This window comes from Sphingobium algorifonticola (assembly GCF_004005485.1).
In the GTDB taxonomy this organism is placed as follows: domain Bacteria; phylum Pseudomonadota; class Alphaproteobacteria; order Sphingomonadales; family Sphingomonadaceae; genus Sphingobium; species Sphingobium algorifonticola.
In genome coordinates this window covers 385,755-409,910 of the sequence record NZ_RZUL01000002.1, presented here as the reverse complement: position 1 = coordinate 409,910, position 24,156 = coordinate 385,755, and the positions used below count along the sequence as shown (strand labels likewise).

The following is a 24,156-nucleotide window of genomic DNA, read 5'->3' as shown; positions in this document are numbered from 1 at the left end:
GACATGACGGATATGACACGCCGCACGGCCCTGACCGCCCTGACCGTCGCAGCCACCGCCGCAGCCGGTCTCCCCGCCGCCATTGCTGCCGCACAGCCGCCGCGCCGATCTTGGCCCGAACGCTTTGTCTGGGGCACCGCTACAGCTGCGCATCAGATCGAAGGCAATAATGTCGGCAGCGACTACTGGCTGCTCGAACATCTGCCGGGGACCAATTTCAAGGAACCGTCCGGCGACGCCTGCGACAGCTGGAACCGCTGGCGTGAGGACGTCGCGATGCTGCGCGAACTGGGTGTCACCACCTATCGCTTCTCGATCGAATGGGCGCGGATAGAGCCGGAGCCGGGGGCCTGGTCGCTCGCCACGCTCGACCAGTACCGGCGTCAGTGCGCCGCCCTGCGCGAGGCAGGGATTCTTCCCATCGTCACCTTCCACCATTTCACCAGCCCGCGCTGGATCGCCGCGCAGGGCGGCTGGGAAAATCCCGACACGGCCGACCGTTTCGCCCGCTATGCCGAGCGCGCCGCGCGCGCCATCGGTGATCTGATCGGCGCAGCCTGTACCCTGAACGAACCCAATGCGCAGGTGACATCCTATGTGATGCGCGGCAGTCAGCCTTTCGCGGGCGAAGCGGCGATCATCGCGGCGGCGCGCCGCGCGCTGGGCAGCGACCGTTTCGGATCCTATTTCATGGGCGATTCGTTCAAGGTGCGTGACGTCTGCCTTGCCGCCCATGCCAGGGGCCGGGCCGCGATCAAGTCCGTCATGCCCCAGCTCAAGGTCGGGATGACACTTGCCCTCCAGGATCTGGTGCCGACGCCCGGCGGCGAGGCACTGCACAAGCGCATCTTCGACAATGCCCGCGCACTTTTCTACGCGGCGGCAGCGAAGGATGATTTTCTCGGCGTACAACCCTATATGCGGTATCGCATAGGCCCTGCGGGATATCTGCGCGCGCCCGACGGCGTACCGCTCAACGCCAGCGGTGCCGAAGCGTCACCCGACGTCATATCGGCGGTGCTGAAGGAAGCCTGGCGCCATGCCCGCGTACCGCTGTTCGTCACCGAAAACGGTATCGAGACCGAGGACGAGGCATTGCGCGAACGGCATCTGGCGGAAACGCTTGACCATCTGCACACAACGATCGCAGGCGGCATCCCGGTGCTCGGCTATATTCACTGGAGCCTGATGGACAATTTCGAATGGCGTTCGGGCTATGGCCCGCGCTTCGGCCTGTATGCGGTGGATCGCACAACATTTGCCCGTCGCGCCAAGCCCGCCGCCGCGCGTTATGCGGCGCTGGTGGCGGCAGCGCGGCCCGTTAGGATTGAAGGGCTGCTATAGGCACCCTCAGCAGGTATAATCGATTGCCGGGCGGAATGCCGTCGCCTGCACATGCAGCATGTCGATCATCATTTCCTCGCCGCCTTTCGGTGGAAAGACGCTGCTGCCGATCGCGCGGATACGGGTGCCGCTTGCGTTCGCCCACAGACAGTCGCCAAGGTGATGGCCGATCAGCCGCCACAACAGGGCCACCGTCCCGTCGCCCGTAACCAGGCCCCGCTCGATCAGCAGAACCGCATCGGGCAAGGCACGGATCAGCCCGAGCACGAAGCCGACGCCATCACCGTCCGCATCCTGCGGCCCATGCCAGGGGGCGGCGATCCGGTCGAGCGCGCGGGCGTTCCACAGCCTGTGCAGCGCCGTCGCCTGCGGCACTGCGGCATCGGGGAAATGCGGCGGCAGGTCGGGCGTTTCCGGTGTCGCCATCTGCCCGATGCCGGGGCGCAGTTCGCCCAGCGGCGCATGCAGCGGATGGCTTTCGCCCAGATGCCGCGCCGTCGCCACCGGATCGGCGCCGATGGCCCGGCATCGTGCCGTGCCGTCATCGATGCTGGTCAACGCCTTTATCCGGTCGCCTTCCCGCGCTGCCCAGCGATGCCCCCGCCAGCCCTGCGCCGTTTCGAACACGATCATGTCGCCCAGGTCATGCACGATCCGCACCGGGCCGTCCGTCTCGTCGGCGCGCGTCGCGATGATCGCATCGCGCACACGATCCCGTCCCCGCACGATGCCCATGCCGTCTTCCAGGCTGGCCCGGTGCAGGCAGGCATGTTCCAGCACCGAAAAGTCGCGGCGTTCGCGCAGCGCGATCTCGATATCGGCCAGCCGCATCACAGCCCGCCTTCGATCTGGCGCAGCAGCGCGACTTCATCGAACACCGTCACTTCGTCGATGATCCTGCCCGCCTCCACGCGCCAGTGCGTCACGGCCAATATATATATCGCCCGTCCCGTTGGCGCGCCGTACAGCGCCGTGCCATCGTGGGTGCCCGCCATCGTCCAGCGCAGCGCGATGTCGCATCCCGCATCGTCCTCCACGCTTGCGACATGATCCGCCACAAACCGCGCGTCACCGAAGCTGCCGATCAGCGCGGTCATCCATCCGGTGATTTCGCCATGGCCGAACAGACGCCGACCGCCCGGCATCGCGGCGTGCGCAGCGGGGGAATAAACGTCACGTATCTTCGCAAACCGGCGGTGGTTCCAAATCTGGTCGACGACCGCATGCGCAAAGGCCGTCGCATCGGCGGGCGTCGGCATGGCGGTGTCGGGAAAGGGCGTCGGGTTCAGGCTGCGGATCCTGTCCATCGCCGCCGCGCGCCAGGGGGCAGCGTCCCCCGATTGCCCGTCATTCTGCGCCCGGTCGGCCTTCGCATGGGCCCGCGCCACGGCACGCGGCGAAAGGCCAAGCGCCAGCGTCAGCGCGCTATTGTCGCGCACCAGCCATTCCTCGACGATGCGGTTTTCCCGGCACAGACAGTCCGCGATCGTCGTGAACTGCACGCGGCGGCCGGTCGCAGGGCCGAAATCCGACGCGCCCAGATTGGTGCCGCTGCTGGTGATGCGGTGCGATGACAGATAGGCGCCATCGGCTTCCGGCGACCAGATGACGGCCTCCCCCATCAACGTCCGGTCGGGAAAGGCCGCCAGCGTACGGATGGTGTTGGCGACGACTCCCGCCGCGCCTTCGATCGGCCCGGTCATCAGGTGCATCAGGCAATCGTCGGAATAATGCGTCTCGATCAGGCCGATGTCCTTTTGCTCCCAGATGCGGTGGGTACAGCGGATGATGTAATCGACGATGTCGGCATAGTCGGCATCATAGCCGGGCAGCGCCTGACGCCGGGCGCCCTGGGGCGCCATCATATCCGCAATGTCGCGCCCCGCCACGCCCGGAATAGTCATGCGTTCTCCACCGGCACCGCCCTGTCGCCACCATGCACGACAAAGACCGTCGCGCCTTCCGCACTGCCATAGGCGCGCCGTGCGCCGACGGGAATGGTGATGGTATCACCCGGATCGAGCCGCGCCGCCGCGCCATCCACCACGATCTCCAGCGCCCCGGCATGCACGAACAGCACTTCGGCGGCCGCCCGGCGATGATCGGGGATCGCCGCGCCCTGTTGCAGCGTCAGCTTGCGCACCGAAAAACCGTGCGGCCAGGCAAAGGCACCTGCGGGCAGATTTTCGTCCGGGGACGCCGCGCCGATGATCGCCAATTCGGCGACACCCGGCAATTGCCCCCAGCCTTGGCCGGAGACGCCTTGCGCCTCTGCCCGCACCACCAGCCCGTTGGCAACGTTCTGGCTTATCCGGGACAGGCGTGCCACGTCTGCCGCACTGGTCGGCGTCATCGGCCGGATGCCTTCGGGCGGCCGGTCGCCCCTGGCGGTATCGACCAATGCGCCGTTTTCCATCAGCATCAGGCCATAATCCCGCGCCAGCGCGAACACTTTCGGCGCCCAAAGGACGCGCCCCGGATCGTCGCCGCCCAGCACCGACCATAAAAAGCCGGTGTCGGTGCCGATATTGACGAAGCCGCGGAACGCCTGCGTCGGAAAGGAGACGATATCGCCGGGTCCGGCTTCAACCTGCGCATCGGTGCCCTCTTCCCCGAAATCGAACCGCCAGCGACCGCTGTGCACCACGAAGGTTTCCGCCGTATCGTGGCTGTGCTGCGAATTGACGCAATGGGGGGGTTGCCGCGCGCCGCCGATGTTGAAGCCATGGGGCTCGGCGATATGCACATATTGTTCGGGATTTTCCGAAACGCCCGGCCCGATGATCGTGAAGTTTTCCTTTTCCTGCGATCCGGGGGTGCGTGTATCGATGAAGGCGTTGCGGCAGGGAACCAGATCCCGATAGCGCACGATCCGTTCATTCAGGCCGGTTTGCGTGCCTTCTCCCGTCTTCACATCCGCCGCCGTCATCTGCCGAAAATCCTGTTATATCTGTTCTGCATATTTCTAGCTTGCCGTTCGTTGCATTCGAAGTCAATATAAATGGCGAGGGCGTTCCGGGAATGAGAGTATTCGGCATGGATATCAAGATGCGGCGGCTGGAAACCGGCATGGATGCGGCAGGACGCAAGGGTGCAGCGGGCAGAGTCGCAGCCGATTATGTGCTGAACGGCCCGCATCCGCTGAACCGCGTCGAGGGCGAAGGCGCTTTTGCGGATGCCTTGCTCGGGCCGCTGCTCGAAAGCTTCCCCCATGCCCAGGATCGGGTCGACATCCTCCTTTCCGGCCAATGGGCGAACGGCGCGTGGACGGCCAGCACCGGCCATGTTGCGGGCATTTTCGCTGCACCGCTGTGGGGCATACCGGCGACGGGCCATGTCGCCTTTCTGCGTTATGGCCGGTTCGACCGCTGGATCGACGGCAGGATGGTCGAAACCTATCTCATCCTGGATCTGCCCGGCCTGATGATGCAGGCTGGCGTCTGGCCGATGGCGCGGCCGCTGGGGGCATTTCTGGTGCCGCCGGGGCCGCAGACACATGATGGCGTCGTGCACGAACCCGCGACCGACGCCGAAGGCCGCAAAAGTCTCGATCTCGTCGAGGCGATGATCGCAGGCCTGATGCGCTACGACGGTCAGTCGCTCACCAGCATGCGGATGGTCGATTTCTGGACCCGCGATTTCTGGTGGTATGGCCCCGCACCGATCGGCAGCTTCTGCGGCCATGCCGACTATGAGCGTGGCCATCAGGGACCGTTCCTGACGGCGTTTCCCGATCGGAAAGGCGGCGACCATAAATGCCGTATCGGCGAGCGCAGCTATGTCGCCTCGACCGGCTGGCCGAGCGTACGCGCGACGCACACGGGCGGCGGCTGGCTCGGCCTGCCGCCGACCAATCTGCCGGTGACGATGCGGATCATGGACTTCTGGCGGCGCGATGGCGACCTGCTCGCCGAAAACTGGGTGTTCATCGATATTCCCGAACTGCTGTTGCAGATGGGCGTCGATCTGTTCGCCCGCATGCGGGAGCTGTCTCCCGTGGCGTTGCGGCCATGACGGTTGTCTTGCCGACGGACGCCGCCAGCGCGCCTGCGGTGGCGGCGGTTGACGATGCCGGCTGGCGACGGGCGGAGGCCATTCCCCTGTCGCGCCGGATCGTCGCCTTCGCCTTCCTGCTGTCGGCCTATTTCTGCTATGCCTGGTCGTGGAACACGGTCGACGTGCTACGGCCCTATATCGCCGAAAGCCTGGGCCTGTCGCTGACGGAAGCCGGCACGCTGTACAGTGCGCAGGCACTGGGCGCGCTGATGGGTGCCGTCATCAACGGTCAGCTTGCCGATCGGTTCGGCCGCCGCAATGCGTTGGTGGTGGTGATGGCAAGCTTCGGCCTGCTGCTGCTTTCCGGCATCATCGTCGCGAGCTACTGGCAGGTACTCCTGCAGCGCCTCCTGCTCGGCTATTTCATGGGCACGATGTATCCGATCACAGTCGGCATTTACGTGACCCTGTTTCCCCCGGCGGTGCGCGGGCGGCTCGCCGGTGTGGCGCTGGGCGTGTACAACGCCTCCGTCGCGCTGCTGGGCACCGCCGCCGCTCTGGCGCTCGACATCGACTGGCGCCTGCTGCTGTACATCGGTGTTGTGCCGGTCGTGCTCGCGCCCTTCGCACTGCTGGTGATGCCGGATGATCGCAAGGTCATTCCCCATGGCGGCGAGCGGCCCGCGAAGGCGATATCGCGCCTGCCGATCGCCGAGCTGTTCCAGAGCCATGTCCGTCGCCAGACCTTGCTGCTGGTGCTGATGTGCGGGCTCAACTTCTTCGCCTATCAGGCCTTTTCGGGCTGGATGACGACCTATCTCAAGCAGGTGCGCGGCCTTGACGGGGCGGCGATCGGCACGGTGGTATCGGCGCTGTTCTGGGGCAGTTGCGTCGGCGGCTTTGCCTGGGGCTGGTTCGCGGATCGTTACGGGCGGAAAATCGGCGCTTTCGGCTTTGTCGCCGCCGCCATCCTCATCGTTGTTTTCCTTGGGCTTCCGGCAGGTCTCATGGGCCTTTCGGCCGTCGGGTTCATGTATGGCTTTGCGATATCGTCCAGCGTCGTCTGGGGTCCATGGCTTGCCGAGCTCTATCCGCCGCATCTGCGCTCCACCGCTGCCTCGATTTTCAACTGGGGCCGCGTCATCAGCTTTTTCGCGCCGATCATCACGGCAGGCATAGCCGAACGGTTCGGCCTTGCCGTGACCATGACCGTGGCCAGCCTGTGCTTCCTCCTGGCGGCGCTCGTCTGGTCGCGCATTCCCGAAACACTGCGTCGCCCCGCGCGCGCAGCATGACCTTCACATTTATGGAGAGTGTCCGATGGCAGAGTATCTGAAGCGCGGCGCAACCGCACAGGCAAAGGCCGACGCCGACCGCAAGGTCCGCGATATCGTGGAAGCGACGCTGGCCGACATCGAGGCGCGCGGCGACGCCGCGGTCCGCGATCTTTCGATCAAGTTCGACGGCTGGGACCGCGAAAGCTATGTGCTGACCGCGCAGGAGAAACAGGATTGCCTTGACCAGCTAAGCGGCCAGGACCTGAAGGATATCGAGTTCGCGCAGACACAGGTGCGCAATTTCGCGCAGATCCAGCGCGCCAGCATGCAGGATGTCGAAGTCGAAACCTTGCCGGGCGTGGTGCTGGGCCACCGCAACATTCCCCTCAATTCGGCGGGCTGTTACGTGCCGGGCGGCAAATATCCGCTGCTTGCCTCCGCCCATATGAGCGTCATCACCGCGAAGGTCGCGGGCGTACCGCGCGTCATCACCTGCGCCCCACCGTTCCAGGGCAAGCCCGCGCCTGCGATCGTCGCCGCGCAAGTCATGGCGGGCGCCGACGAAATCTATGCTTTGGGCGGAATCCAGGCCGTCGGCGCGATGGCCCTCGGCACGGAAACGATCAGCCCGGTCGACATATTGGTAGGTCCCGGCAACGCCTTCGTCGCGGAGGCCAAGCGACAGCTTTACGGTCGCGTAGGTATCGACCTGTTCGCCGGCCCCACCGAGACTCTCGTGATCGCCGACGAGATCGGATGCGATGGTGAACTGGCCGCGACCGACCTTCTGGGGCAGGCGGAGCACGGGCCGGACAGCCCGGCCGTGCTGCTGACCACCAGCCGCGCGCTGGCCGAAGAAACGATGCGCGAAGTCGAACGCCTGCTGACCATCCTGCCCACCGCCGATTATGCGCGCAAGGCATGGGAAACCTATGGCGAGGTGATCGTGGCGGAAGACGATGCCGAAATGGTCCGCATTGCCGACGAAATCGCGTCGGAACATGTGCAGGTGATGACGCGCGATCCCGATTATTTCCTGAAGCACATGACCAATTACGGCGCCCTGTTTCTGGGCGCGCGCACCAATGTCAGCTATGGCGACAAGGTAATCGGCACCAACCACACCTTGCCCACGAAAAAAGCGGCGCGCTACACCGGCGGGCTTTGGGTCGGCAAGTTCATCAAGACCTGCACCTATCAGCGGGTACTCACGGATGAAGCGAGCGCGATGATCGGCGAATATTGCAGCCGCCTGTGCGCGCTGGAGGGCTTCGCCGGGCATGGTGAGCAGGCGAACATCCGCGTGCGGCGCTATGGCGGACGCGATGTACCCTATGCCGGTCGCGCCGAGCCGCTGATCGTCGCGGCGGAATAAGCCATGGCACTGGCGCTTCCCCGCACGCCCGGCTTCCGGCTCGATGGCAGGCGCGCCGTCGTTACCGGGGCGGGGCGCGGGATCGGCCTGGCGGCAGCGGCGGCCCTTGCACAGGCGGGGGCAGCGGTTACGCTGCTGGCGCGCACGGCGGCGGAAATCGAGATGGCGGCGCAGGCCATCGGCGAAAGCGGCGGCGTGGCACAGGCGATCACGCTCGACGTGTCCGATCTTGATGCCGTCGCCCGCTTTTTCGCCAACCGCCCGGCGTTTCACATTCTGGTGAACAACGCCGGGACCAACCGACCCAAGCCGATGCAGGATGTGACCGAGGCCGATTTCGATGCCGTCCTCGATCTCAACCTCAAAAGCGCCTTCTTCGTGGCCCAGCATTGCGTCAGGCAGATGCTGGCGGACCAGGTGTCAGGCAGCCTCATTCACATGGGATCGCAGATGGGGCATGTCGGCGGTCCCAACCGCTCGCTCTATTGCGCATCCAAATGGGCATTGGAGGGCATGAACAAGGCGTTCGCGCTCGACCTGGCGAAGCACGGTATCCGCTCGAACACCATTGCTCCGACCTTCATCGAAACACCGCTTACCGCGCCTTTTTTCGAAGACGCGGTTTTCCGGGCGGATGTGCTCTCCAAAATCAAGCTTGGCCGGATCGGCCAGGTCGAGGACTTGATGGGCGCGATCCTGTTTCTGGCGTCCGATGCTGCGGCACTGGTGACAGGAACGTCGCTGGTCGTCGATGGCGGCTGGACCGCCGACTGATTCCTTCATCCAGGGCGGACAAGGCCATGATTGTAACGATTGAAGACGTCCGCGCGGCTGCGGCCCGCATCGGTTCGGCCGTCGAGCGTACGCCGTTCCTGCATTCGCAGACGCTTTCGCAACTGACCGGCGCGGATGTCTGGCTGAAGTTCGAAAATCTACAATTTACCGCTTCCTTCAAGGAACGCGGGGCGCTCAACTGCCTGCTGACGCTGGATGCAGCCGCGCGGGCGCGGGGTGTCGTGGGGGTTTCGGCGGGCAATCACGCGCAGGGCATCGCCTATCATGCCCGCCGCCTCGGCATTCCCGCGACGATCATCATGCCCAACGGCACGCCACGGGTGAAGGTCAGCCGGACGGAGGGGTTCGGCGCGACGGTTGTCCTGCACGGCAACAGCTTCGCCGAAGCATCGCAGGCCGTGCCAGATTTCGTCGCGAGGGGCATGACCTTCGTCCATCCCTTCGATAATCCGGCGGTGATGGCCGGGCAGGGCACCGTGGCTCTGGAGATGATGGAACAGGGACCGGACCTCGACACCATGATCGTCGCCGTGGGCGGCGGCGGGCTGATCGGCGGTGTTGGCGCGGTGCTGGCCGCGCAGGATCGGCCGATCGAACTCATCGGCGTCCAGAGTGAGCTTTACCCGTCGATGGCCGCCGCGCTTGGCAAAGCCGCCCCGGATATTCCCGGCGGGACCTCCGTTGCGGAAGGCATAGCCGTGGCCCGCCCCGGCGCACTGACGCTGGAACAGGCGCGCGCCGTGATCGACGACATGATCGTCGTATCTGAATCGGCGATCGAGGATGCCATCGCATTGCTGCTCCAGATCGAAAAGACATTGTGCGAAGGGGCCGGTGCCGCAGGCCTCGCCGCCTTGCTCGCCCAGCCGGATCGGTTCCGCGGGCGGCGCGTCGGCCTTATCCTCTGCGGCGGCAACATCGACAGCCGCGTTCTGATCGCGGTGCTTCAACGGCATATCGCGCGCGCGGGCCAGCTTGTCCGCCTGCGCGTCACCGCGCTCGATAATGCCGGACCGCTCGGCCGCATCGCGACCCTGATCGGCGACAATGGCGGCAACATTCTTGACGTCAGCCATGATCGGGTGTTCGGCCATGCCACCGCACGCGCCGCCAGCATCGATTTCAGCCTGGAATTGACCGATGCCGCGCAGGTGGATGACATATTGGCGGCACTGACAGCGCACGGCTTTCCCGCCGAACTGATGGATGCCCGACGATAATCGCGCGCACCGACACTATCCTTCTCAGGGTCGCGGATGTCGCATGAACCACCCGCGCATGCCGCCATTTACGCCGGGCGAGGCAGCCACTTTTGCGCTGTGTCGGGTGCCGGGAGAAAGCTGGAGGGTTGCGGCGAAACCGGCGGCGGGTCGCACACCCCCTCCTGAATGTAGCGCATGGCCGACATCAGCCCCGACCGGCTGAACGGCTTGGGAATGACACCATAAGCGCCGCAGAAATCGACGGGGATTTTCTTCGGATTGGCGGTCAGGAAAATGACGGCGGTATCCACCCATTGGCGACGGATATGCGCGCACACGTCGAGACCGCTCGACCCTTCGTCAAGCTGGATATCGACGAAGGCGATATGCGGCTGGCGATCCGTTGGCAGCGCCATCACTTCGCGGAGAGACGATGCCTCCCCCACCACATTATGCCCCGAATCCAGGATCATCGCTTCGATGTCCATCGCCAGCAATGCTTCATCCTCCACGATCAGGACGTTGAGCGGCGGGGCGCAGGGCGGCATTGGGAAATCCTAAAAAAGCTACGATGTTGCAGGGAACGTAACGGTCGCGCAGGTGCCGTCCGCGCCGCTGCGCCAGACGGTCTGCGCCTTGATCTGACGCGACAGACGCTGCACCAGCGATGTGCCGATCGACATCGGGCGCGCAACGGCCGGATCGAAGCCGGGGCCATCGTCGCACAGCGCAATTGCAATCTGGTCGGTATCCTGCCTGACCCGCAGGGTCAGCGTGCCTGGTCGCCCGTCGGCAAAGGCGTGCTTCACGGCATTGGTGATCAATTCATTGAGGATCAGCCCCGTGGCGGACGCCTTGCTGGCCGGGATAAACACAGTATCGACATCGTGCATCAGGACGATATCGCGCCGCCCCGTCGAGGCCAGCACGTCCTGCGCGAGATTGACGGCGAAAGCGCCGATGTCGAACCGGGTGATGTCATCGGACTGATAGAGCCGACGATGCACCACCGCCAGCGCGTCGATCCGCTCCAGCATGTTTTCGAGCGTGCGCTGCAATTGCGGATCGCCCAGCGTGCGCGATTGAAGCCGCAGCAGCGCGCCGATCATCGTCAGGTTGTTCTTCACCCGGTGATCGACTTCATGCAGCAGCAGCGTCTTTTCCTCCAGCGCCGCCTCCAGATCCGCGGTGCGCAGCCGCACCTGTTCCTCGACCTGCGCCTTCTGGTCCGCAATCTGTTGCTGCGCCGTCACCCGGTCGGTAACGTCAAGCTGCGAAGCGAAGAAAAACTGGACGCTCCCGTCCTCGCCGCGCACTGGGCTTATATACAGGGCGTTCCAGAAGACGCTGCCATCCTTGCGATGATTGAGCAGATCGATGCTGATCGGCTCTTCGGCCGCCAGCGCCTCGCGAATACGCGCTATGGCGACAGGGTCGCTTTGGGGCCCCTGCAGGAAGCGGCAATTGCGTCCGATGATCTCGTCGATGTCATAGCCGGTCAGCCGCTGGAACGCCTCGTTCGCAAAGACGATCGGATTGTCTTCCTTGCGCGGATCCGTAATCACCATCGGCATGCGCGTGCCACGGATAGCGGCGGCGAAGGGATCGCCCCGACCATGTTCATGCATGACACGTTCCGTAAGATGCCAGTCGTCTCGTTGCTTCATTCCAGGCTCCGCTCAGCTGGGGAGCAGGCTTGCTCCGGCTTGAACTAACATGGGTAAAGCGCGCCAATGGCCCCGAAGGTTCCTTGCGGACTGCGGGGCCATTGTCCTGGATAATGTACCAATGGTGCCGATCAGGCGGCTTGCGCCGTAGCCTGCGCTTCCTGCGGCGCGGCATCGGCCGGTGCCAGGCGGATCAGATAGTCGAATGCCGACAATGCCGCCTTTGAGCCTTCACCCATCGCGATGATGATCTGCTTGAAGGGTGTCGTGGTCGCGTCACCCGCAGCAAAAACGCCGGGCACCGACGTGCCGCCGCGATGATCGACTTCAATTTCACCCCGCGGTGAAAGCGCCACTGCCTCCGTCAGGAACTCGGTGTTGGGCACCAGGCCGATCTGCACGAAAATACCCTGCAAATCGATGACATGGGACGTGTCGCTGTTGCGGTCCTTGTATGTCAGCCCGATCACCTTGCCACCGTCGCCCAGCACTTCGGTCGTCAGCGCGGATGTAATCACGCGGACATTGGGCAGGCTGGCAAGCTTGCGCTGCAACACCGCATCGGCGCGCAACTGGCTGTCATATTCGATCAGCGTGACATGGGCGACGATCCCCGCAAGGTCGATCGCGGCCTCCACGCCACTGTTGCCGCCGCCGATCACCGCCACGTCCTTGCCCTTGAACAGCGGGCCGTCGCAATGCGGGCAGTAGGCGACGCCCTTGTTGCGATATTCGTCCTCGCCCGGCACGTTCATCTGCCGCCAGCGCGCGCCGGTCGAAAGGATGACGGAACGCGCCTTCAGCGACGCGCCGCTCGCCAGCACCACTTCGTGCAGGCCGCCTTCGGTCGCCGCCGGAATCAGCTTTTCGGCACGCTGCAGGTTCATGATATCAACGTCATAGTCCTTCACATGCTGCTCCAGCTGGGCGACGAGTTTCGGCCCTTCGGTGTGGCTCACCGAAATGAAGTTCTCGATTCCCATTGTGTCCATGACCTGACCGCCGAAGCGTTCCGCGACGATGCCCGTGCGGATGCCCTTGCGCGCGGCATAGATGGCCGATGCCGCACCGGCGGGACCACCGCCGATCACCAGCACGTCGAAAGCCTCCTTTTGCGCGATCTTTTCCGCGGCGCGGGCCACGGCGCCGCTGTCCAGCTTCGCCACTATCTGCTCCAGCTCCATACGGCCCTGACCGAACACGTCGCCGTTCAGGAATATGGTCGGCACGGCCATTACCTTGCGCGCGTCAACTTCCTCCTGGAACAGCGCACCGTCGATCGCCGTATGGCTGATCCGGGGATTGAGCACCGCCATCAGATTGAGCGCCTGCACCACATCCGGGCAGTTCTGGCACGACAGCGAGAAATAGGTTTCAAACGCATAGTCGCCATCCAGGTTTTTCACCTGCTCGATCAGATCCTGCGCGGCTTTCGATGGGTGTCCACCGACCTGCAACAGCGCGAGGACAAGCGACGTGAACTCATGCCCCATGGGCAGGCCAGCAAAGCGTACCCCGATGTCGGTGCCCGCACGGCGGATCATGAAGCTCGGCTTGCGCTTGTCGTCGTCCTTGCGGATCAGCGTCGCCTTGTCGGTTAGGCTGACGATGTCTTCCAGCAGCCCCAGCATTTCCCGCGATTTGGCGCCGTCGTCCAGCGACGCCACCAGCTCGATGGGCTGCGTGATGTTCACAAGATAGCCCTTCAACTGGGCTTTGACATTGGCGTCCAACATGGCGGAAACTCCATTAGGTTCGTTTGCGGGCGCGGGGCTACACCCCGGAGCCGCGCCAGACGGCACGTCTCCGGGATGCTTCGCGACCCACGGGGGGTTCGGATTGCTTAGATCTTGCCAACCAGGTCGAAGGACGGCGCCAATGTGGTTTCGCCTTCTTCCCACTTAGCGGGGCACACTTCGCCCGGATGGCTCTGCCAGTATTGCGCAGCCTTGATCTTGCGCAGCAGTTCAGCAGCGTTGCGACCAACACCTTCGGGCGTGATTTCGACGAGCTGAATCTTGCCTTCCGGGTCGATCACGAACGTCGCACGGTCAGCGAGGCCGACGCCTTCGCGCAGGACGCCGAAATTGTTGCTGATGTCGTGGTTCTGGTCGCCCAGCATGTAATAGTTGATCTTGCCGATCGCCGGCGACGTGTCATGCCATGCCTTGTGGCTGAAATGCGTATCGGTCGACACGGAATAGACTTCCACGCCCATGCCCTGCAGGGTCGGGTAGATATCGGCCAGATCTTCCAGCTCGGTCGGGCACACGAAAGTGAAATCCGCCGGATAGAAGAAGAAAACAGCCCATTTTCCCCGTACGTCGGCATCGGTGACGTCGACGAACTTGCCTTCCTTGTACGCAGTGGCCGTAAAGGGTTTCAGTTCGCTGCCAATAATCGCCATGATGTCTCCAATTCTGTGGATGGGTTCAGATAACGATGCCCATATAGGGCAAAGTGGTCGATTGGAGAAATTGCTTTTTTAGCCCCGACTGATCGAGTTAGACGATTAAACGCCATCTACCCAGTGGCCGATCCACTGCCGGGTCATGCTGCGCGCTTCCTCCGCGCTAAAGGTGGTCGGATCGAGGCATAATTCAAGCCACAGCCCGTCCACCAGTGCGGCAATCCCGATCGCCGCCAGCCGCACCTGTTCGGCCGAACCATGCGGCGCGCAGGCGCTGATGAGCTTGGCCATTTCCGCCCGATAGTCGGCATAGAGCTCGGCATGGGCCTGCGCCATATCGGCCCGCCCCTTGATAAGGCTCCAGAACGCGACCCAGGTGGCGAGCAGATCAGGATCGAGGACCGGCGGCACAAAATTCGCCAGCACATAGGCTTCGAGCCTTTTGCGCGGATCACGGCCGGCCGCAGCGACGGCGCGGGCGCTTGCCTCGGCAACGCGTCGCCCGACATCGCGATAGGTGGCAACGATCAGTGCGTCGATACCATCGAAATAATGGGTGATGAGGCCCGAAGATACGCCCGCCCGCGCGCAGATCGCCCGTACCGAAGTGCCGGTCGCGCCACGCTCCGCCAGGCAGCGCGCCGTCGCATCGATCAGGCTCTGGCGCCGCACATCGGCGGCCTCACGCACGAAACTGGCCCGGCTCAAACGGCTGTCACCCCCCGTGACACCCGCAGAAGTGCGGGCCTTCGCAGAGTAATGACTGTCCCTCGCGTGGCAAGGGCCGCCATGCCGATATTTTACGAGATTGCGCGAGGATAGTGCGAGGCCGTGGACGCATCAACAGCAGATTGACGACTGACGACCATTTGTTGCCGTTAGAAGGCAAAATTTGGATCGCCGTTAGGGGTCATACATAATGTTGGGCAGACGAAAATCGTGCGGCCGATTACTCCCGATCAACCGATCTAGCTCACGGTTGAAAACTGCGCCTTCATCAGTCAGCACGCCATTACTGATTTGGCTTGCTGAATAATGCTTGGGGCCACCGATCAAGATCAACCGCAAACGGTTGCCCTTCTGCCAGAAACCAATGTCGCAAGATGTTCTGACTTGGATATTGAACGTATTTTTAGGCATCCCCTTCCATACCTTTAATGCCCTCAAAACTGCACTGTTTTCTATATCGTTCCCGACGGCGATCACCTCCACATCAGCTATCGTCTGTGCTGACTGGAAGGCCTTCCGTGCCATTACTTTCGTGTCCGATATCGTCTGAGTTAACTTCGTTGGGCTACAGCCTATGGCCACCTCAGCAGACAAGGCTCCTAGAACGGCGATGAACAGTATAACGAGTCGTGCCATATGACCTTATCCCCACTGTATCGAGGCGAAGCAACACCGTCCGCTTTAGCGGATGCCCACCCATAACCAGTCCGCCCGCTCCCCACCCCATCCGGACATTCAGCCAATAGCGGTCATCTACAGGTTCACGACCAAATCACGCCGCAACCCGCGCCTGTCCGTCTTCGCCCAGCCCCAACAGCAGCTTGTTCACTTCGCCCAGCGGCAGCGGCTTGCTGAAATAATAGCCCTGAATCTGGTTGCAGCCCTGATCGCGCAATATGTCGAGCTGGTCGATGTTCTCCACGCCCTCGGCGGTCGTTTCCATGCCCAGTGCCTCGGCCAATGTGGTGATCGACTTGATGATCGCCGTTGCGCCGTCGTGCGCCAGCAGGTCGACGATGAAGCTGCGGTCGATCTTGATCTTGTCGAAGGGGAAGGCGCGCAGATAACTGAGCGAGGAATAGCCTGTGCCGAAATCGTCGAGCGCCACGCGCACCCCCAGCCCGCGCAAATTATGCAACGAAGCCAGCGTCGCCTCGACATTCTCGATGAACAGGCTTTCGGTAATTTCCAGCTCCAGCCGGTTGGGTGCCAGCTGGCTTTCCGCCAGCGCATTGAGGATGATGCCGTTCAGTGCCGGGCTGCGGAACTGGATGGGCGATATGTTGACGGCGACGCGGATATGTTCGGGCCATTGCGCGGCGATCCGGCAGGCTTCGCGGATGGCCCATTCGCCGATCGGGATGATAAGGCCGGTGTCCTCCGCCAGCGGAATGAAATTGACCGGCGGCACCAGCCCGCGTGTCGGATGGTTCCAGCGCATCAGCGCCTCGAAAGCCGTCACCCGGTTCTGCGACAGGGTGAAGAGCGGCTGAAAATAAAGCTCCAGCTCGCCCTTGGCCAGCGCGTCGTGCAGGTCGATTTCGATGCGACGGCGTTCCTGCGCCTCGGCATCCATTGCGCTTTCGAAAAAGCGATAGCTGCCCTTGCCTTCATTCTTGGCCCGATACAGCGCAAGATCGGCATTCTTCAGCAGTTCGACGGCATCCTTGCCATCCTGCGGCGCCAGCGCGATGCCGATGCTGGTGTTGATGACGATGCGATGGCCGTTGACGATCGCAGGGCGGCCAATTGCGGCAATGATATCGTTCGCGAGCCGGCCGACCGCCCGGTCGTTGACGGTCGTCACCAGCGCGAACTCGTCACCACCTAAACGCGCGACGAACCCGTCGCCGACCGTTGCCCGGAGCCGCTCTGCCACTTCGCATAGCAGCGCGTCGCCGGTAGGATGGCCCAGCGTGTCGTTGACGGCCTTGAAATTGTCGAGATCGAGGCACAGCATCGCCAGCGTCCCCTCCCCCTTCACCCGCGCGAGCGCGGTGGAAAGATGCTCGCGCAGCAGCGCCCGGTTCGCCAGCCCGGTCAGCGTATCGTGGAAGGCCAGATGCGCGATTTGCCGTTCGCGTTCGCCGATGTCGTTGACCATCTGGTTGAACGATGCGGCCAGGCGGCCCAGCTCGTCGGTGGTCGTCACGGGGACCTGCACATGCTCGCCGGAGCTGACCTTCTGTGCTGCCGCATCCAGTATCGCGATCGGGCGCGTCAGGCTGCGCGCCACCCATCCGCTGCCGACGACCACCACTATGCCCCCGCCGATGCCGAATATCAGCAAGGTCCACAATATCGGCATATAGCCTTCCATGGCCTTGCTGAGGCTATATTCGAGCACCAGCGCCTGCTGCTCGCCCGATCCGAAATTGCGGACCGGTGTCGCCTGGAGCAAGATGCGCTCCTCGCCGCGATACCATATGCTAGCCTCGCCGCCTGCCTTGTCCGGTCGCAAGCCACGCAGCTTGGCATAGGGTATGATGCGCGGGTTGAGATCGACCGAGGTCAGCTTCGCGATCTGCTGCAACTGGGGCGTATCGAAATTATTGGCGAAGACGACCCAGCCGATCAGCGTGGGCGCTTCGATCGGAGCGGCCACGACACTATGGTTGCGCCCCTGCCAGTGCGCGATGCCCTGCGTTGCGCCTTCATCCAGCGCCGCATAAAGGCGATCGCTCTCGGCCTCCGACAGCGGCCTATCCAGCCCCGTAATGCTGCCATCGACGCCGACCATGAAGGCCTGCGAAAGATTAAGGCGACGCTTCAGGCTGTCGAGCGCCGATTCGATCGTCGGCGCGTCACCGGTGGCGGCGGCGGCACGAAAGCCGAAGTCGGCGGAGAGCACGCGCCCGCTCTGGCGCAACTGTTCGTAGCGCATCTGCGTAATGCGATCGAACACCGCAACGCCTACGGCCATGTCGCGCTTGATCGCCGCTTCGGCATAGCGCGCGATCCCCGCCTGCACGCCCAGCAGGATCAACGCCAGAACGGCGGTGAACAGACCCGCGTAAAACAGCGTCATCTTGATCGACAGCGTTTCGCGCACGCGTTGCGCCAGCAGCGGCAGATAGGTGCGAGGCGATGACGTAGCCGCTGCCATGCTCAGCCCCCGGCGCGCAGGTTCAGCTTCACGACGCGATCGACCGAACCGCTGGCGGTCATCGGCACCTGAAGCACCTGCTCATTGTCCTTGCCGCGCACATTGGGATGCCAGACGGTCACCGTCACCGCGCCAGCGGGCAGGTTGGCGATCTGCGCCTGCCCCGCTGCGTTGCTCTTGGCGGCAAAGGGCGTGTCGACGACCTTGATGAAGCCGCTCATCGAGTCGTGGATGTTGCACCCCAGCGCCACTGCGCCCGGCGACGTGAAGGTGTAGCTGCGCGTCTCGTCCCTGCTGAACAGCTTCAGCTCGAAGCGGGCAGGCTTGGAGAAGGAATAGACATGGTGCCGCACCTTGTCCTTGTTCGGGAAAGACACGGTGGCACCGACCGGCACGATCAGAACGCGCGGATTGAACGATATGTTCTGCTGCGTCATCGTCGTTCCCCAGGGGAAACGGATGGGTCCCCTGCCCACGCCGGATGCGGGCTTTGCGGTGACGACGGCATCGGTCACCGGCTTGCCCGTCGCATCGACGATCCGCACCTCAAGAGTGCCGGCCAGGGCGATGGAGGGCACCATCAACAGCGGCAGCGCGGGCAGAAATAACTTTAGCATTTCCTCCGATTAGGACCGAAAAGCCAATTTATCGTTAATGGATACAATAACGGAATGTTTACCATGGTGCGCCATAGAGCGGGACATGACGACACGCTGCCTCACTCTTGCGCCGGTCATGGCGGCGCTTGGTCTTGCGACCGCCCCCGCCGCCGCCGAACCCTTGCGGAACGGCGGAAAGCTGCTCCTCACCAATGGCATCTCCTCGATCGAGGGCGCATCGGGCGGCGGCCTTACACCCTGGGCGACCATCGCCGGGAACGAGACACGCGACGGGATCGGCGCGTCCGCCCACGCGACCATCGTCGAGCTGAAGGATTACGACTATCAAAGTGCTGGCATCAGCGTCGGCCTGTTCGACCGGGTCGAGCTGTCCTTCGCGCGGCAGGATTTCAATACCAACGAAATCGGTGGCGCCTTGGGGCTGGGCAACGACTATGCCTTTGGCCAGGATATTTTCGGCGCAAAGGTGAAGCTGGCGGGCGATCTGGTCTATGATGCGCCGCTGATGCCTGCGATCGCAGTCGGCGTGCAATATAAGAAAAGCCGGAACGATGCGGTGGTTCGCCTGCTCGGCGCGACCGACGACGACGGCATCGATTATTATCTGTCGGCGACCAAGCTGTTCCTCTCCCGCAGCATTCTCGTCAACGCCACGGTGCGTCTGACGAAGGCAAACCAGAACGGCCTGCTGGGCTATGGCGGCGACCGGAACGACGATTACAGCGTGCAGTTCGAAGGGTCGATGGCCTGGCAATTGTCGCGCCGCCTGGCCATTGGCGGCGAATATCGCACCAAGCCCAATAATCTGGGCGTCGCGAAAGAAGACGACTGGTTCGATGCCTTCGCCGCTTATGCCGTCAATCGTCACCTGACCGCGACGGTCGCTTATGCCGATCTTGGATCGATCGCGACCATCGACAAGCAGCGTGGCGTTCTCTTCTCGCTTCAGGCCGCCTTCTGACGTTCAGGAATCCCGATCATGCCCCTTCTCGCCTTCCTACCCCTGCTTCTGCTTCAGACAGCATCCGATACCCCGCCCCCCACCGCGTCTAGGCCACCCGCCGGAGCACCTTATGCCATGCCCGGTGAAGATGCCGTCGATCCCTATGTAGCCAACAACGCCAATGCCGGCGCAATTCCGTTCAAGGGCGAGGCCATGGCCGTCGCCTTTCACGGGCAGGATGGCATTCGGCGGATCGTCGATGGCTTCGTCACGCGCAACTTTGCCGATCCGGTGATCGGAGAGATTTTCCAGGGGCACGATCAGGCACGCCTGCGCCGCACCCTGTTCGAACAATTCTGCTACATATTGAACGCAGGTTGCGCCTATACTGGCCGCGACATGCGATCGTCCCACAAGGATCTGGGCACCCAGCATGCCGACATGAACCGCCTCGTTGAAAATCTGCAAAAGGCGATGGCGGAGGAAGGCGTTTCCTTCCCGGCGCAAAACCGGTTCCTCGCGAAGCTGGCCCCGATGCGCAAGGACACCGTGGACCGCTGATCCGCAGGTCCATCCGGCAAGAGGCCCATCGCAAAAACAGCGCCTAACGCAAAATGGGGACCGGCATTGCTGCCGGTCCCCACTTCCGCTGAGTCATGCGCTTCGCCATCTCGCGATGGTTGCCGCCATCCTCTGCGTATTGCGCACATACCGCCTTGCGGCCGCTGCCTCGCATGGCAGGTTGCGGGTCTCGCGATCCGCCCCATACCGACGTCCGGTCTGTTCATGGCCCGGCGTTCGCTTGCGCGCGCACTTGACCCTGTCTTTCCTTCCGCCCCGCCACTCGATCCGATGGCTTTGTCCTTGCGGTCCTGCCAATCCGTTCTCGCAGCGTCCCGGTCGATTCCGGTCCCGGTTTCCCGTTTCCTCCGGCGGTGCGAATGTCTCCGCTGCCGTCTCGTCTTCCGATGTCATCAAGCTGTCATCAAATCCGAGTCGTGGAAAGCGGATTCATCGCGGTCGGTTGCCGAAAGCTGTGGATAACTGTGGATAAGATTTGCGGCTGTACTCCGCTGGCCCTATGGAGCGAGGTTTTTTCGATTGCATGGAGCGCCACAGCCTGCGATCGGCCACCGTAATTCAAAAAATATCACAATATTTTCAGTGTTATAGCTTGTTGTATGACGTTCATGCAACTTGGTGCATCCTACGGCGGTTCATTGCCCGAAGTTAAGATCAGGCCGTGATGGTCGATAAGCAAGGAGCACAGATATGCGTACTATGATGTAGGCACTGGCCGCCGCCTCGGTCGCCATTCCCGCGACGATGGTTCTTCCCACGGATGAGGCGCAGGCGCGTCGCGACTATCGCTACAAGGAATGGCGTGGCCGGGATGGCCGCACTTATTGCCGCAAGAGCAACGGCACCACCGGTCTGATCGTCGGCGGCGTCGGCGGGGCCTTGGCAGGTCGCGCGATCGACACCCGCGGCGATCGCACCACGGGCACGGTCCTGGGTGCCGCGGCCGGCGCGCTGCTCGGCAAGGAAATCGACAGCAAGCGTCGCTGTCGCTGATTTAGGCCGCTGATACCGGCTGAGGGGACGCCCCCTCATCCCGGCCAGGAACGAAAAAGAGCGGCACCCGCACCGGGAGCCGCTCTTTTCATGTATCGACCGTGAGCGCAGCGCGATCAGTTGGCGGCGGCCGCGCCCTTCGCTTCAGCGACGTTGAACGTCACTTTCGTGCCACCCGAAATGCCGCTGACCTTGTCGCCCGCAACCTTCAGCTGAAAAGCGGTGGCACCGGGATAGCGCGTACCGGAAATGACCTTGCCATCCTTCGTGGGCTTCACCTGATAGACATAGGTATAGCCTTCGTGAACGAAACGCTCCTTGGCGGCGTCCTGGGCTATGGCAGGGGCGACGGCCGACAGAGCGGCGGCGGCGAGAACGATTTTCGACAGCATTCGCATCAGATTACTCCTTGTGAATGCCAGACAAACACCTCTTTACGATCATTCTGTTCTGTTGCAGCCGCTATATGTTGCGGCGCAGCATCATCACAACCGCAAAGGTCGACAAAGCGGTTGCATCACACGCAACTGCATGGCCGGTCACGCCTTTGCCACCTATCCTTCCGCCAACGCCAGAATATGCGCGAACTGCGCGGGCGTCACCGGCGAAACCGACAGGCGCGACTGGCGGATCATCGCCATGTCGGCCAGCGCCGGGTCCGCCTTGATTGCCTTGAGCGTCACCGGTCGAGGCAGCTTGCGCAACGGCGCGACATGCACCGCGATCCATTTGCCGCTGCTGTCCGTGCTGTCAGGGGCGGCCTCTTCCACGATTTCCATGATGCCGACGGCCTCCAGACCGATGTTGCTGTGATAGAACAGCGCCTGATCGCCCGTACGCATCGCCTTCATGTGGAGCTGCGCCTGATGGTTGCGCACGCCGTCCCATTCGGCTTTCCCCTTCGCCACCAGATCATCCCAGGAAAAGACGTCGGGTTCCGATTTCATCAGCCAATATTGCATGGGTCACTCCGCAGCCTTCAAATCATCTACGCCCCTTGGCGCAGCCGGGCAGGGAAGATCAAGCCGCCGCTGCGTGCCACGATAGATGACAGCCTGCATCCGATTGCCTAAATGAAGGCAACTCATGGAGTTCGCCACCGTGCCGCACACTATTCTTGATGCCATGCCCGTCCTTTCGCTCGACTACAGCCAGCCCGCCGATTTCGCACAGGATTTCGGCCAGTCCTTTCAACGGTTCGGTTTTGCGATGGTGCGCGACCATGGCATGGATTCCGCGCTGGTGGCCGATGCCTGGGCCAAGGCGAAAGCCTTCTTCGCGTTGCCCGAAGCGGCCAAGCGCGCCTATCTGATTCCCGGCGGCGGCGGGCAGCGCGGCTATACGGCCTATGGGACCGAAATAGCCAAGGGTGCCAGCGAGAATGATCTGAAGGAGTTCTGGCATGTCGGCCGCGATCTCCCGCCGGGCAGTCCGCTGGCGGCAACGATGCCACCCAATGTCTGGCCGCAGGAAATTGCGGGTTTCCGCGAGACGTTCACCCGCCTGTTCGCGGAGTTCGACCGCGTCGGCGCGCGGCTGCTGTCGGCTATCGCGCTTTATCTGGGGCTGGCCCCGGACTGGTTCGTCGATCCGGTGCGCGACGGCAATTCGATCATCCGGCTGCTGCACTATCCGCCGGTGTCCGCCGATGCGCCGGGCGTGCGCGCCGGTGCGCATGAGGATATCAATCTCATCACCATGCTGCTGGGCGCGGAGGAAGGCGGCCTCGAACTGCTCGACCGCAGCGGCAACTGGCTGCCGGTGACACCGCCCGAAGGCGCGCTGGTCATCAACGTGGGCGACATGCTCCAGCGGCTGACCAACCATGTGCTGCCCTCGACCAGCCACCGCGTTGTCAACCCACCGCCCGAACGGCGCGGCGTGTCGCGCTATTCCATGCCCTATTTCCTGCACCTGCGGCCCGATTTCATGATCGAGGCGCTGCCGCAATGCGTGACGCCGGACAATCCGGTGCGTCAGCCGCCCATCTCCGCGCACGACTATCTCCACGAGCGGTTGGTAGAGATCGGCTTGGTGAAGAAGTAGGGCCAGCGCCTGGCAAGAAACGCAGCGGCGCTATTTCCGCCAGCGGCCCATGGTGATCCCGATCGATTCGCCGCGCTCGCTCAGCGCCAGTTTCACGATCTTCACCTGGACATGACGCACCTTGGCGTCCTGCATCAGCACGGTTTCGATGATATGCTCGGCCACCGCCTCGATCAGCGTGAAATGCTGTCCCTTGGGCAGCGCCGTCGTCGCCGCATGCTTCAGGTCCATATAGTTTTTCGATGCGGACAGCGGCGTCGCCGGATCGTAGCGGTCGGCCATGCTGAGCAACGCCCGCACCGATATACGCAGCGGCTGCGGCAAGTGCGTTTCTTCCGAATAGATGCCGGTCAGCACGTCGAAGTCGAGATCGTCGACTTCCAGCGTCAGATAATCGTCCTTGGGGAAGTCCATAAATCCTGCGATGCGCAATTCTTGACTTTTCATTTCGCGGCCAGCGGTTAAACCGCCCGCGCTCGTGGGCGCTCATGCCCCTTTGCAGGACGAACGGCAAGACGTGACCCGCATTATCCCCCTCGACAGCCAAAGTGGCGATGCGATCGACGCGCTTCTCGATGCGGCCTTCGGCGCGGACCGTCGGGGGCGGACCGCTTATGCCATCCGCGCGGGCATGCCCTGGTTGCCCTTGTTGAGCTATGCGGCGGTGGACGATGGCGGCGCGCTTGTGGGCACGCTGCAAAGCTGGCCGGTCGCGCTGCATGATGCCGACGGCGTGGCGCATCCGCTGGTCATGGTCGGCCCGGTCGCGGTGCGGCCCGATCAGCAGGGCGGCGGCGTCGGCCGGGCGCTGATGGACCGGGTCGTGCACGACGCCCGTAGCGCGGATACCGCGCCGCTGATGATGATCGGCGACCCGGACTATTATGGCCGGTTCTGGGGCTTTTCGGCGGACGGCACGGCGGGCTGGGACGCGCCCGGCCCGTTCGATCCGCGCCGCCTGCTGGCGTTGCCGCACAATAATGCGCCGCTGCCGCCCGTCGGCCTGCTTGGACCGCGCCTCACACAGGACGCCTGACGTCCCGCATCTTGGCCTTTGCGCGGCGGCCTTTC

25 protein-coding genes are annotated in these 24,156 nt (G+C 63.3%); 11 read left to right on the top strand and 14 right to left on the bottom strand.

Annotated elements, in window-relative coordinates; genetic code table 11:
• The first annotated feature begins 3 nt into the window (after positions 1-3).
• Positions 4-1,344: a family 1 glycosylhydrolase gene (locus ENE74_RS07020; protein WP_164847396.1), complete on the top strand. Its 1,341-nt coding sequence runs from the start codon at positions 4-6 to the stop codon at positions 1,342-1,344.
• Positions 1,345-1,350: 6 nt separating this feature from the next.
• Here ENE74_RS07020 and ENE74_RS07015 read toward each other — a convergent pair whose 3' ends face one another.
• From ENE74_RS07015 to ENE74_RS07005, 3 genes are read right to left on the bottom strand one after another with little or no spacing between them, the layout of a single operon-like run.
• Positions 1,351-2,175, bottom strand: a complete 825-nt coding sequence (locus ENE74_RS07015; protein ID WP_127690183.1) for a nuclear transport factor 2 family protein — start codon at positions 2,173-2,175, stop codon at positions 1,351-1,353.
• Positions 2,175-3,248: an ester cyclase gene (locus ENE74_RS07010; protein ID WP_127690182.1), complete on the bottom strand. Its 1,074-nt coding sequence runs from the start codon at positions 3,246-3,248 to the stop codon at positions 2,175-2,177. Before ENE74_RS07010 ends, ENE74_RS07015 begins: the two co-directional genes overlap by 1 nt.
• Complete coding sequence (locus tag ENE74_RS07005; protein WP_127690181.1) at positions 3,245-4,273, bottom strand: cupin domain-containing protein; 1,029 nt, start codon at positions 4,271-4,273, stop codon at positions 3,245-3,247. Before ENE74_RS07005 ends, ENE74_RS07010 begins: the two co-directional genes overlap by 4 nt.
• Before the next feature lie 107 nt (positions 4,274-4,380).
• Here ENE74_RS07005 and ENE74_RS07000 point away from each other — a divergent pair, with 107 nt between their 5' ends.
• Genes ENE74_RS07000 through ENE74_RS06980 form a run of 5 tightly spaced genes read left to right on the top strand, consistent with a single transcriptional unit; the run spans position 4,381 to position 10,007 of the window.
• On the top strand, positions 4,381-5,358 hold the full coding sequence (locus ENE74_RS07000; protein ID WP_164847395.1) for a nuclear transport factor 2 family protein: 978 nt from the start codon (positions 4,381-4,383) through the stop codon (positions 5,356-5,358).
• Positions 5,355-6,635 carry an MFS transporter gene (locus tag ENE74_RS06995; RefSeq protein ID WP_127690179.1) on the top strand — a complete coding sequence of 427 codons (1,281 nt, stop codon included), beginning with the start codon at positions 5,355-5,357 and terminating at the stop codon, positions 6,633-6,635. The genes ENE74_RS07000 and ENE74_RS06995 overlap by 4 nt, the downstream gene beginning before the upstream one ends.
• Positions 6,636-6,660: 25 nt before the next feature.
• On the top strand, positions 6,661-7,992 hold the full coding sequence (gene hisD / locus ENE74_RS06990) for a histidinol dehydrogenase (RefSeq protein ID WP_127690178.1): 1,332 nt from the start codon (positions 6,661-6,663) through the stop codon (positions 7,990-7,992).
• Between the two features lie 9 nt (positions 7,993-8,001).
• Positions 8,002-8,766 (top strand): SDR family NAD(P)-dependent oxidoreductase, encoded by a 765-nt coding sequence (locus ENE74_RS06985; protein ID WP_206517679.1) that lies wholly within the window; start codon positions 8,002-8,004, stop codon positions 8,764-8,766.
• Between the two features lie 26 nt (positions 8,767-8,792).
• Entirely contained in the window at positions 8,793-10,007 is a 1,215-nt protein-coding gene (locus tag ENE74_RS06980) for a threonine ammonia-lyase (protein WP_127690176.1), read from the top strand.
• A gap of 68 nt (positions 10,008-10,075) precedes the next feature.
• Here the strand turns inward: ENE74_RS06980 and ENE74_RS06975 are convergent, their stop codons facing one another.
• From ENE74_RS06975 to ENE74_RS06940, 8 genes are all read right to left on the bottom strand, one after another.
• A complete protein-coding gene (locus ENE74_RS06975; RefSeq protein WP_127690175.1) occupies positions 10,076-10,537 on the bottom strand; it encodes a response regulator in 462 nt (153 codons plus the stop codon).
• Between the two features lie 18 nt (positions 10,538-10,555).
• Positions 10,556-11,656: a histidine kinase dimerization/phosphoacceptor domain -containing protein gene (locus tag ENE74_RS06970; protein WP_127690174.1), complete on the bottom strand. Its 1,101-nt coding sequence runs from the start codon at positions 11,654-11,656 to the stop codon at positions 10,556-10,558.
• Positions 11,657-11,787: 131 nt separating this feature from the next.
• Positions 11,788-13,392, bottom strand: coding sequence for an alkyl hydroperoxide reductase subunit F (gene ahpF / locus ENE74_RS06965; RefSeq protein ID WP_127690173.1), 1,605 nt, complete (start codon positions 13,390-13,392; stop codon positions 11,788-11,790).
• 107 nt (positions 13,393-13,499) lie between these two features.
• On the bottom strand, positions 13,500-14,063 hold the full coding sequence (ahpC, locus tag ENE74_RS06960; protein ID WP_127690172.1) for an alkyl hydroperoxide reductase subunit C: 564 nt from the start codon (positions 14,061-14,063) through the stop codon (positions 13,500-13,502).
• Positions 14,064-14,168: 105 nt separating this feature from the next.
• On the bottom strand, positions 14,169-14,756 hold the full coding sequence (gene betI / locus ENE74_RS06955) for a transcriptional regulator BetI (protein ID WP_127690590.1): 588 nt from the start codon (positions 14,754-14,756) through the stop codon (positions 14,169-14,171).
• A gap of 213 nt (positions 14,757-14,969) precedes the next feature.
• A complete protein-coding gene (locus ENE74_RS06950; RefSeq protein ID WP_127690171.1) occupies positions 14,970-15,431 on the bottom strand; it encodes a hypothetical protein in 462 nt (153 codons plus the stop codon).
• Positions 15,432-15,567: 136 nt separating this feature from the next.
• Positions 15,568-17,901 carry a putative bifunctional diguanylate cyclase/phosphodiesterase gene (locus tag ENE74_RS06945; RefSeq protein WP_241241869.1) on the bottom strand — a complete coding sequence of 778 codons (2,334 nt, stop codon included), beginning with the start codon at positions 17,899-17,901 and terminating at the stop codon, positions 15,568-15,570.
• A 2-nt stretch (positions 17,902-17,903) separates the two neighbouring features.
• Positions 17,904-18,518, bottom strand: a complete 615-nt coding sequence (locus tag ENE74_RS06940) for a cupredoxin domain-containing protein (RefSeq protein WP_127690170.1) — start codon at positions 18,516-18,518, stop codon at positions 17,904-17,906.
• Between the two features lie 85 nt (positions 18,519-18,603).
• Here ENE74_RS06940 and ENE74_RS06935 point away from each other — a divergent pair, with 85 nt between their 5' ends.
• The 3 genes from ENE74_RS06935 to ENE74_RS06925 all read left to right on the top strand — a co-directional run bounded on the left by ENE74_RS06935 (position 18,604) and on the right by ENE74_RS06925 (position 21,039).
• Positions 18,604-19,482, top strand: a complete 879-nt coding sequence (locus ENE74_RS06935; protein WP_127690169.1) for a DUF3034 family protein — start codon at positions 18,604-18,606, stop codon at positions 19,480-19,482.
• Between the two features lie 117 nt (positions 19,483-19,599).
• Positions 19,600-20,025: a group I truncated hemoglobin gene (locus tag ENE74_RS06930; protein WP_338142982.1), complete on the top strand. Its 426-nt coding sequence runs from the start codon at positions 19,600-19,602 to the stop codon at positions 20,023-20,025.
• A 765-nt stretch (positions 20,026-20,790) separates the two neighbouring features.
• Complete coding sequence (locus ENE74_RS06925) at positions 20,791-21,039, top strand: glycine zipper 2TM domain-containing protein (RefSeq protein ID WP_127690167.1); 249 nt, start codon at positions 20,791-20,793, stop codon at positions 21,037-21,039.
• A gap of 116 nt (positions 21,040-21,155) precedes the next feature.
• On the opposite strand, the gene ENE74_RS06920 is transcribed toward ENE74_RS06925, so the two are convergent.
• The gene (locus ENE74_RS06920; protein ID WP_127690588.1) at positions 21,156-21,431 is read right to left on the bottom strand and encodes a hypothetical protein; all 276 of its coding nucleotides are present in this window, start codon (positions 21,429-21,431) and stop codon (positions 21,156-21,158) included.
• A gap of 162 nt (positions 21,432-21,593) precedes the next feature.
• Positions 21,594-22,001, bottom strand: a complete 408-nt coding sequence (locus tag ENE74_RS06915) for an EVE domain-containing protein (RefSeq protein WP_127690165.1) — start codon at positions 21,999-22,001, stop codon at positions 21,594-21,596.
• A 124-nt stretch (positions 22,002-22,125) separates the two neighbouring features.
• On the opposite strand from ENE74_RS06915, the gene ENE74_RS06910 reads away from it, so the two are divergent.
• Positions 22,126-23,085: an isopenicillin N synthase family dioxygenase gene (locus ENE74_RS06910; protein WP_420902567.1), complete on the top strand. Its 960-nt coding sequence runs from the start codon at positions 22,126-22,128 to the stop codon at positions 23,083-23,085.
• A 30-nt stretch (positions 23,086-23,115) separates the two neighbouring features.
• On the opposite strand, the gene ENE74_RS06905 is transcribed toward ENE74_RS06910, so the two are convergent.
• Complete coding sequence (locus ENE74_RS06905; RefSeq protein WP_127690163.1) at positions 23,116-23,499, bottom strand: dihydroneopterin aldolase; 384 nt, start codon at positions 23,497-23,499, stop codon at positions 23,116-23,118.
• Positions 23,500-23,602: 103 nt separating this feature from the next.
• Here ENE74_RS06905 and ENE74_RS06900 point away from each other — a divergent pair, with 103 nt between their 5' ends.
• On the top strand, positions 23,603-24,121 hold the full coding sequence (locus ENE74_RS06900; protein WP_127690161.1) for a GNAT family N-acetyltransferase: 519 nt from the start codon (positions 23,603-23,605) through the stop codon (positions 24,119-24,121).
• The last annotated feature ends 35 nt before the right edge of the window (positions 24,122-24,156 follow it).

Bases quoted from the DNA above. Each gene is read 5' to 3' on its own strand.
- ENE74_RS07020 (WP_164847396.1), top strand. From the start codon at position 4: ATGACGGATATGACACGCCGCACGGCCCTGACCGCCCTGACCGTCGCA.
- ENE74_RS07015 (WP_127690183.1), bottom strand. From the start codon at position 2,175: ATGCGGCTGGCCGATATCGAGATCGCGCTGCGCGAACGCCGCGACTTT.
- ENE74_RS07010 (WP_127690182.1), bottom strand. From the start codon at position 3,248: ATGACTATTCCGGGCGTGGCGGGGCGCGACATTGCGGATATGATGGCG.
- ENE74_RS07005 (WP_127690181.1), bottom strand. From the start codon at position 4,273: ATGACGGCGGCGGATGTGAAGACGGGAGAAGGCACGCAAACCGGCCTG.
- ENE74_RS07000 (WP_164847395.1), top strand. From the start codon at position 4,381: ATGGATATCAAGATGCGGCGGCTGGAAACCGGCATGGATGCGGCAGGA.
- ENE74_RS06995 (WP_127690179.1), top strand. From the start codon at position 5,355: ATGACGGTTGTCTTGCCGACGGACGCCGCCAGCGCGCCTGCGGTGGCG.
- hisD (WP_127690178.1), top strand. From the start codon at position 6,661: ATGGCAGAGTATCTGAAGCGCGGCGCAACCGCACAGGCAAAGGCCGAC.
- ENE74_RS06980 (WP_127690176.1), top strand. From the start codon at position 8,793: ATGATTGTAACGATTGAAGACGTCCGCGCGGCTGCGGCCCGCATCGGT.
- ENE74_RS06975 (WP_127690175.1), bottom strand. From the start codon at position 10,537: ATGCCGCCCTGCGCCCCGCCGCTCAACGTCCTGATCGTGGAGGATGAA.
- ENE74_RS06970 (WP_127690174.1), bottom strand. From the start codon at position 11,656: ATGAAGCAACGAGACGACTGGCATCTTACGGAACGTGTCATGCATGAA.
- ahpF (WP_127690173.1), bottom strand. From the start codon at position 13,392: ATGTTGGACGCCAATGTCAAAGCCCAGTTGAAGGGCTATCTTGTGAAC.
- ahpC (WP_127690172.1), bottom strand. From the start codon at position 14,063: ATGGCGATTATTGGCAGCGAACTGAAACCCTTTACGGCCACTGCGTAC.
- ENE74_RS06950 (WP_127690171.1), bottom strand. From the start codon at position 15,431: ATGGCACGACTCGTTATACTGTTCATCGCCGTTCTAGGAGCCTTGTCT.
- ENE74_RS06945 (WP_241241869.1), bottom strand. From the start codon at position 17,901: ATGGCAGCGGCTACGTCATCGCCTCGCACCTATCTGCCGCTGCTGGCG.
- ENE74_RS06940 (WP_127690170.1), bottom strand. From the start codon at position 18,518: ATGCTAAAGTTATTTCTGCCCGCGCTGCCGCTGTTGATGGTGCCCTCC.
- ENE74_RS06935 (WP_127690169.1), top strand. From the start codon at position 18,604: ATGACGACACGCTGCCTCACTCTTGCGCCGGTCATGGCGGCGCTTGGT.
- ENE74_RS06930 (WP_338142982.1), top strand. From the start codon at position 19,600: ATGCCCGGTGAAGATGCCGTCGATCCCTATGTAGCCAACAACGCCAAT.
- ENE74_RS06925 (WP_127690167.1), top strand. From the start codon at position 20,791: ATGGTTCTTCCCACGGATGAGGCGCAGGCGCGTCGCGACTATCGCTAC.
- ENE74_RS06920 (WP_127690588.1), bottom strand. From the start codon at position 21,431: ATGCTGTCGAAAATCGTTCTCGCCGCCGCCGCTCTGTCGGCCGTCGCC.
- ENE74_RS06915 (WP_127690165.1), bottom strand. From the start codon at position 22,001: ATGCAATATTGGCTGATGAAATCGGAACCCGACGTCTTTTCCTGGGAT.
- ENE74_RS06910 (WP_420902567.1), top strand. From the start codon at position 22,126: ATGGAGTTCGCCACCGTGCCGCACACTATTCTTGATGCCATGCCCGTC.
- ENE74_RS06905 (WP_127690163.1), bottom strand. From the start codon at position 23,499: ATGGACTTCCCCAAGGACGATTATCTGACGCTGGAAGTCGACGATCTC.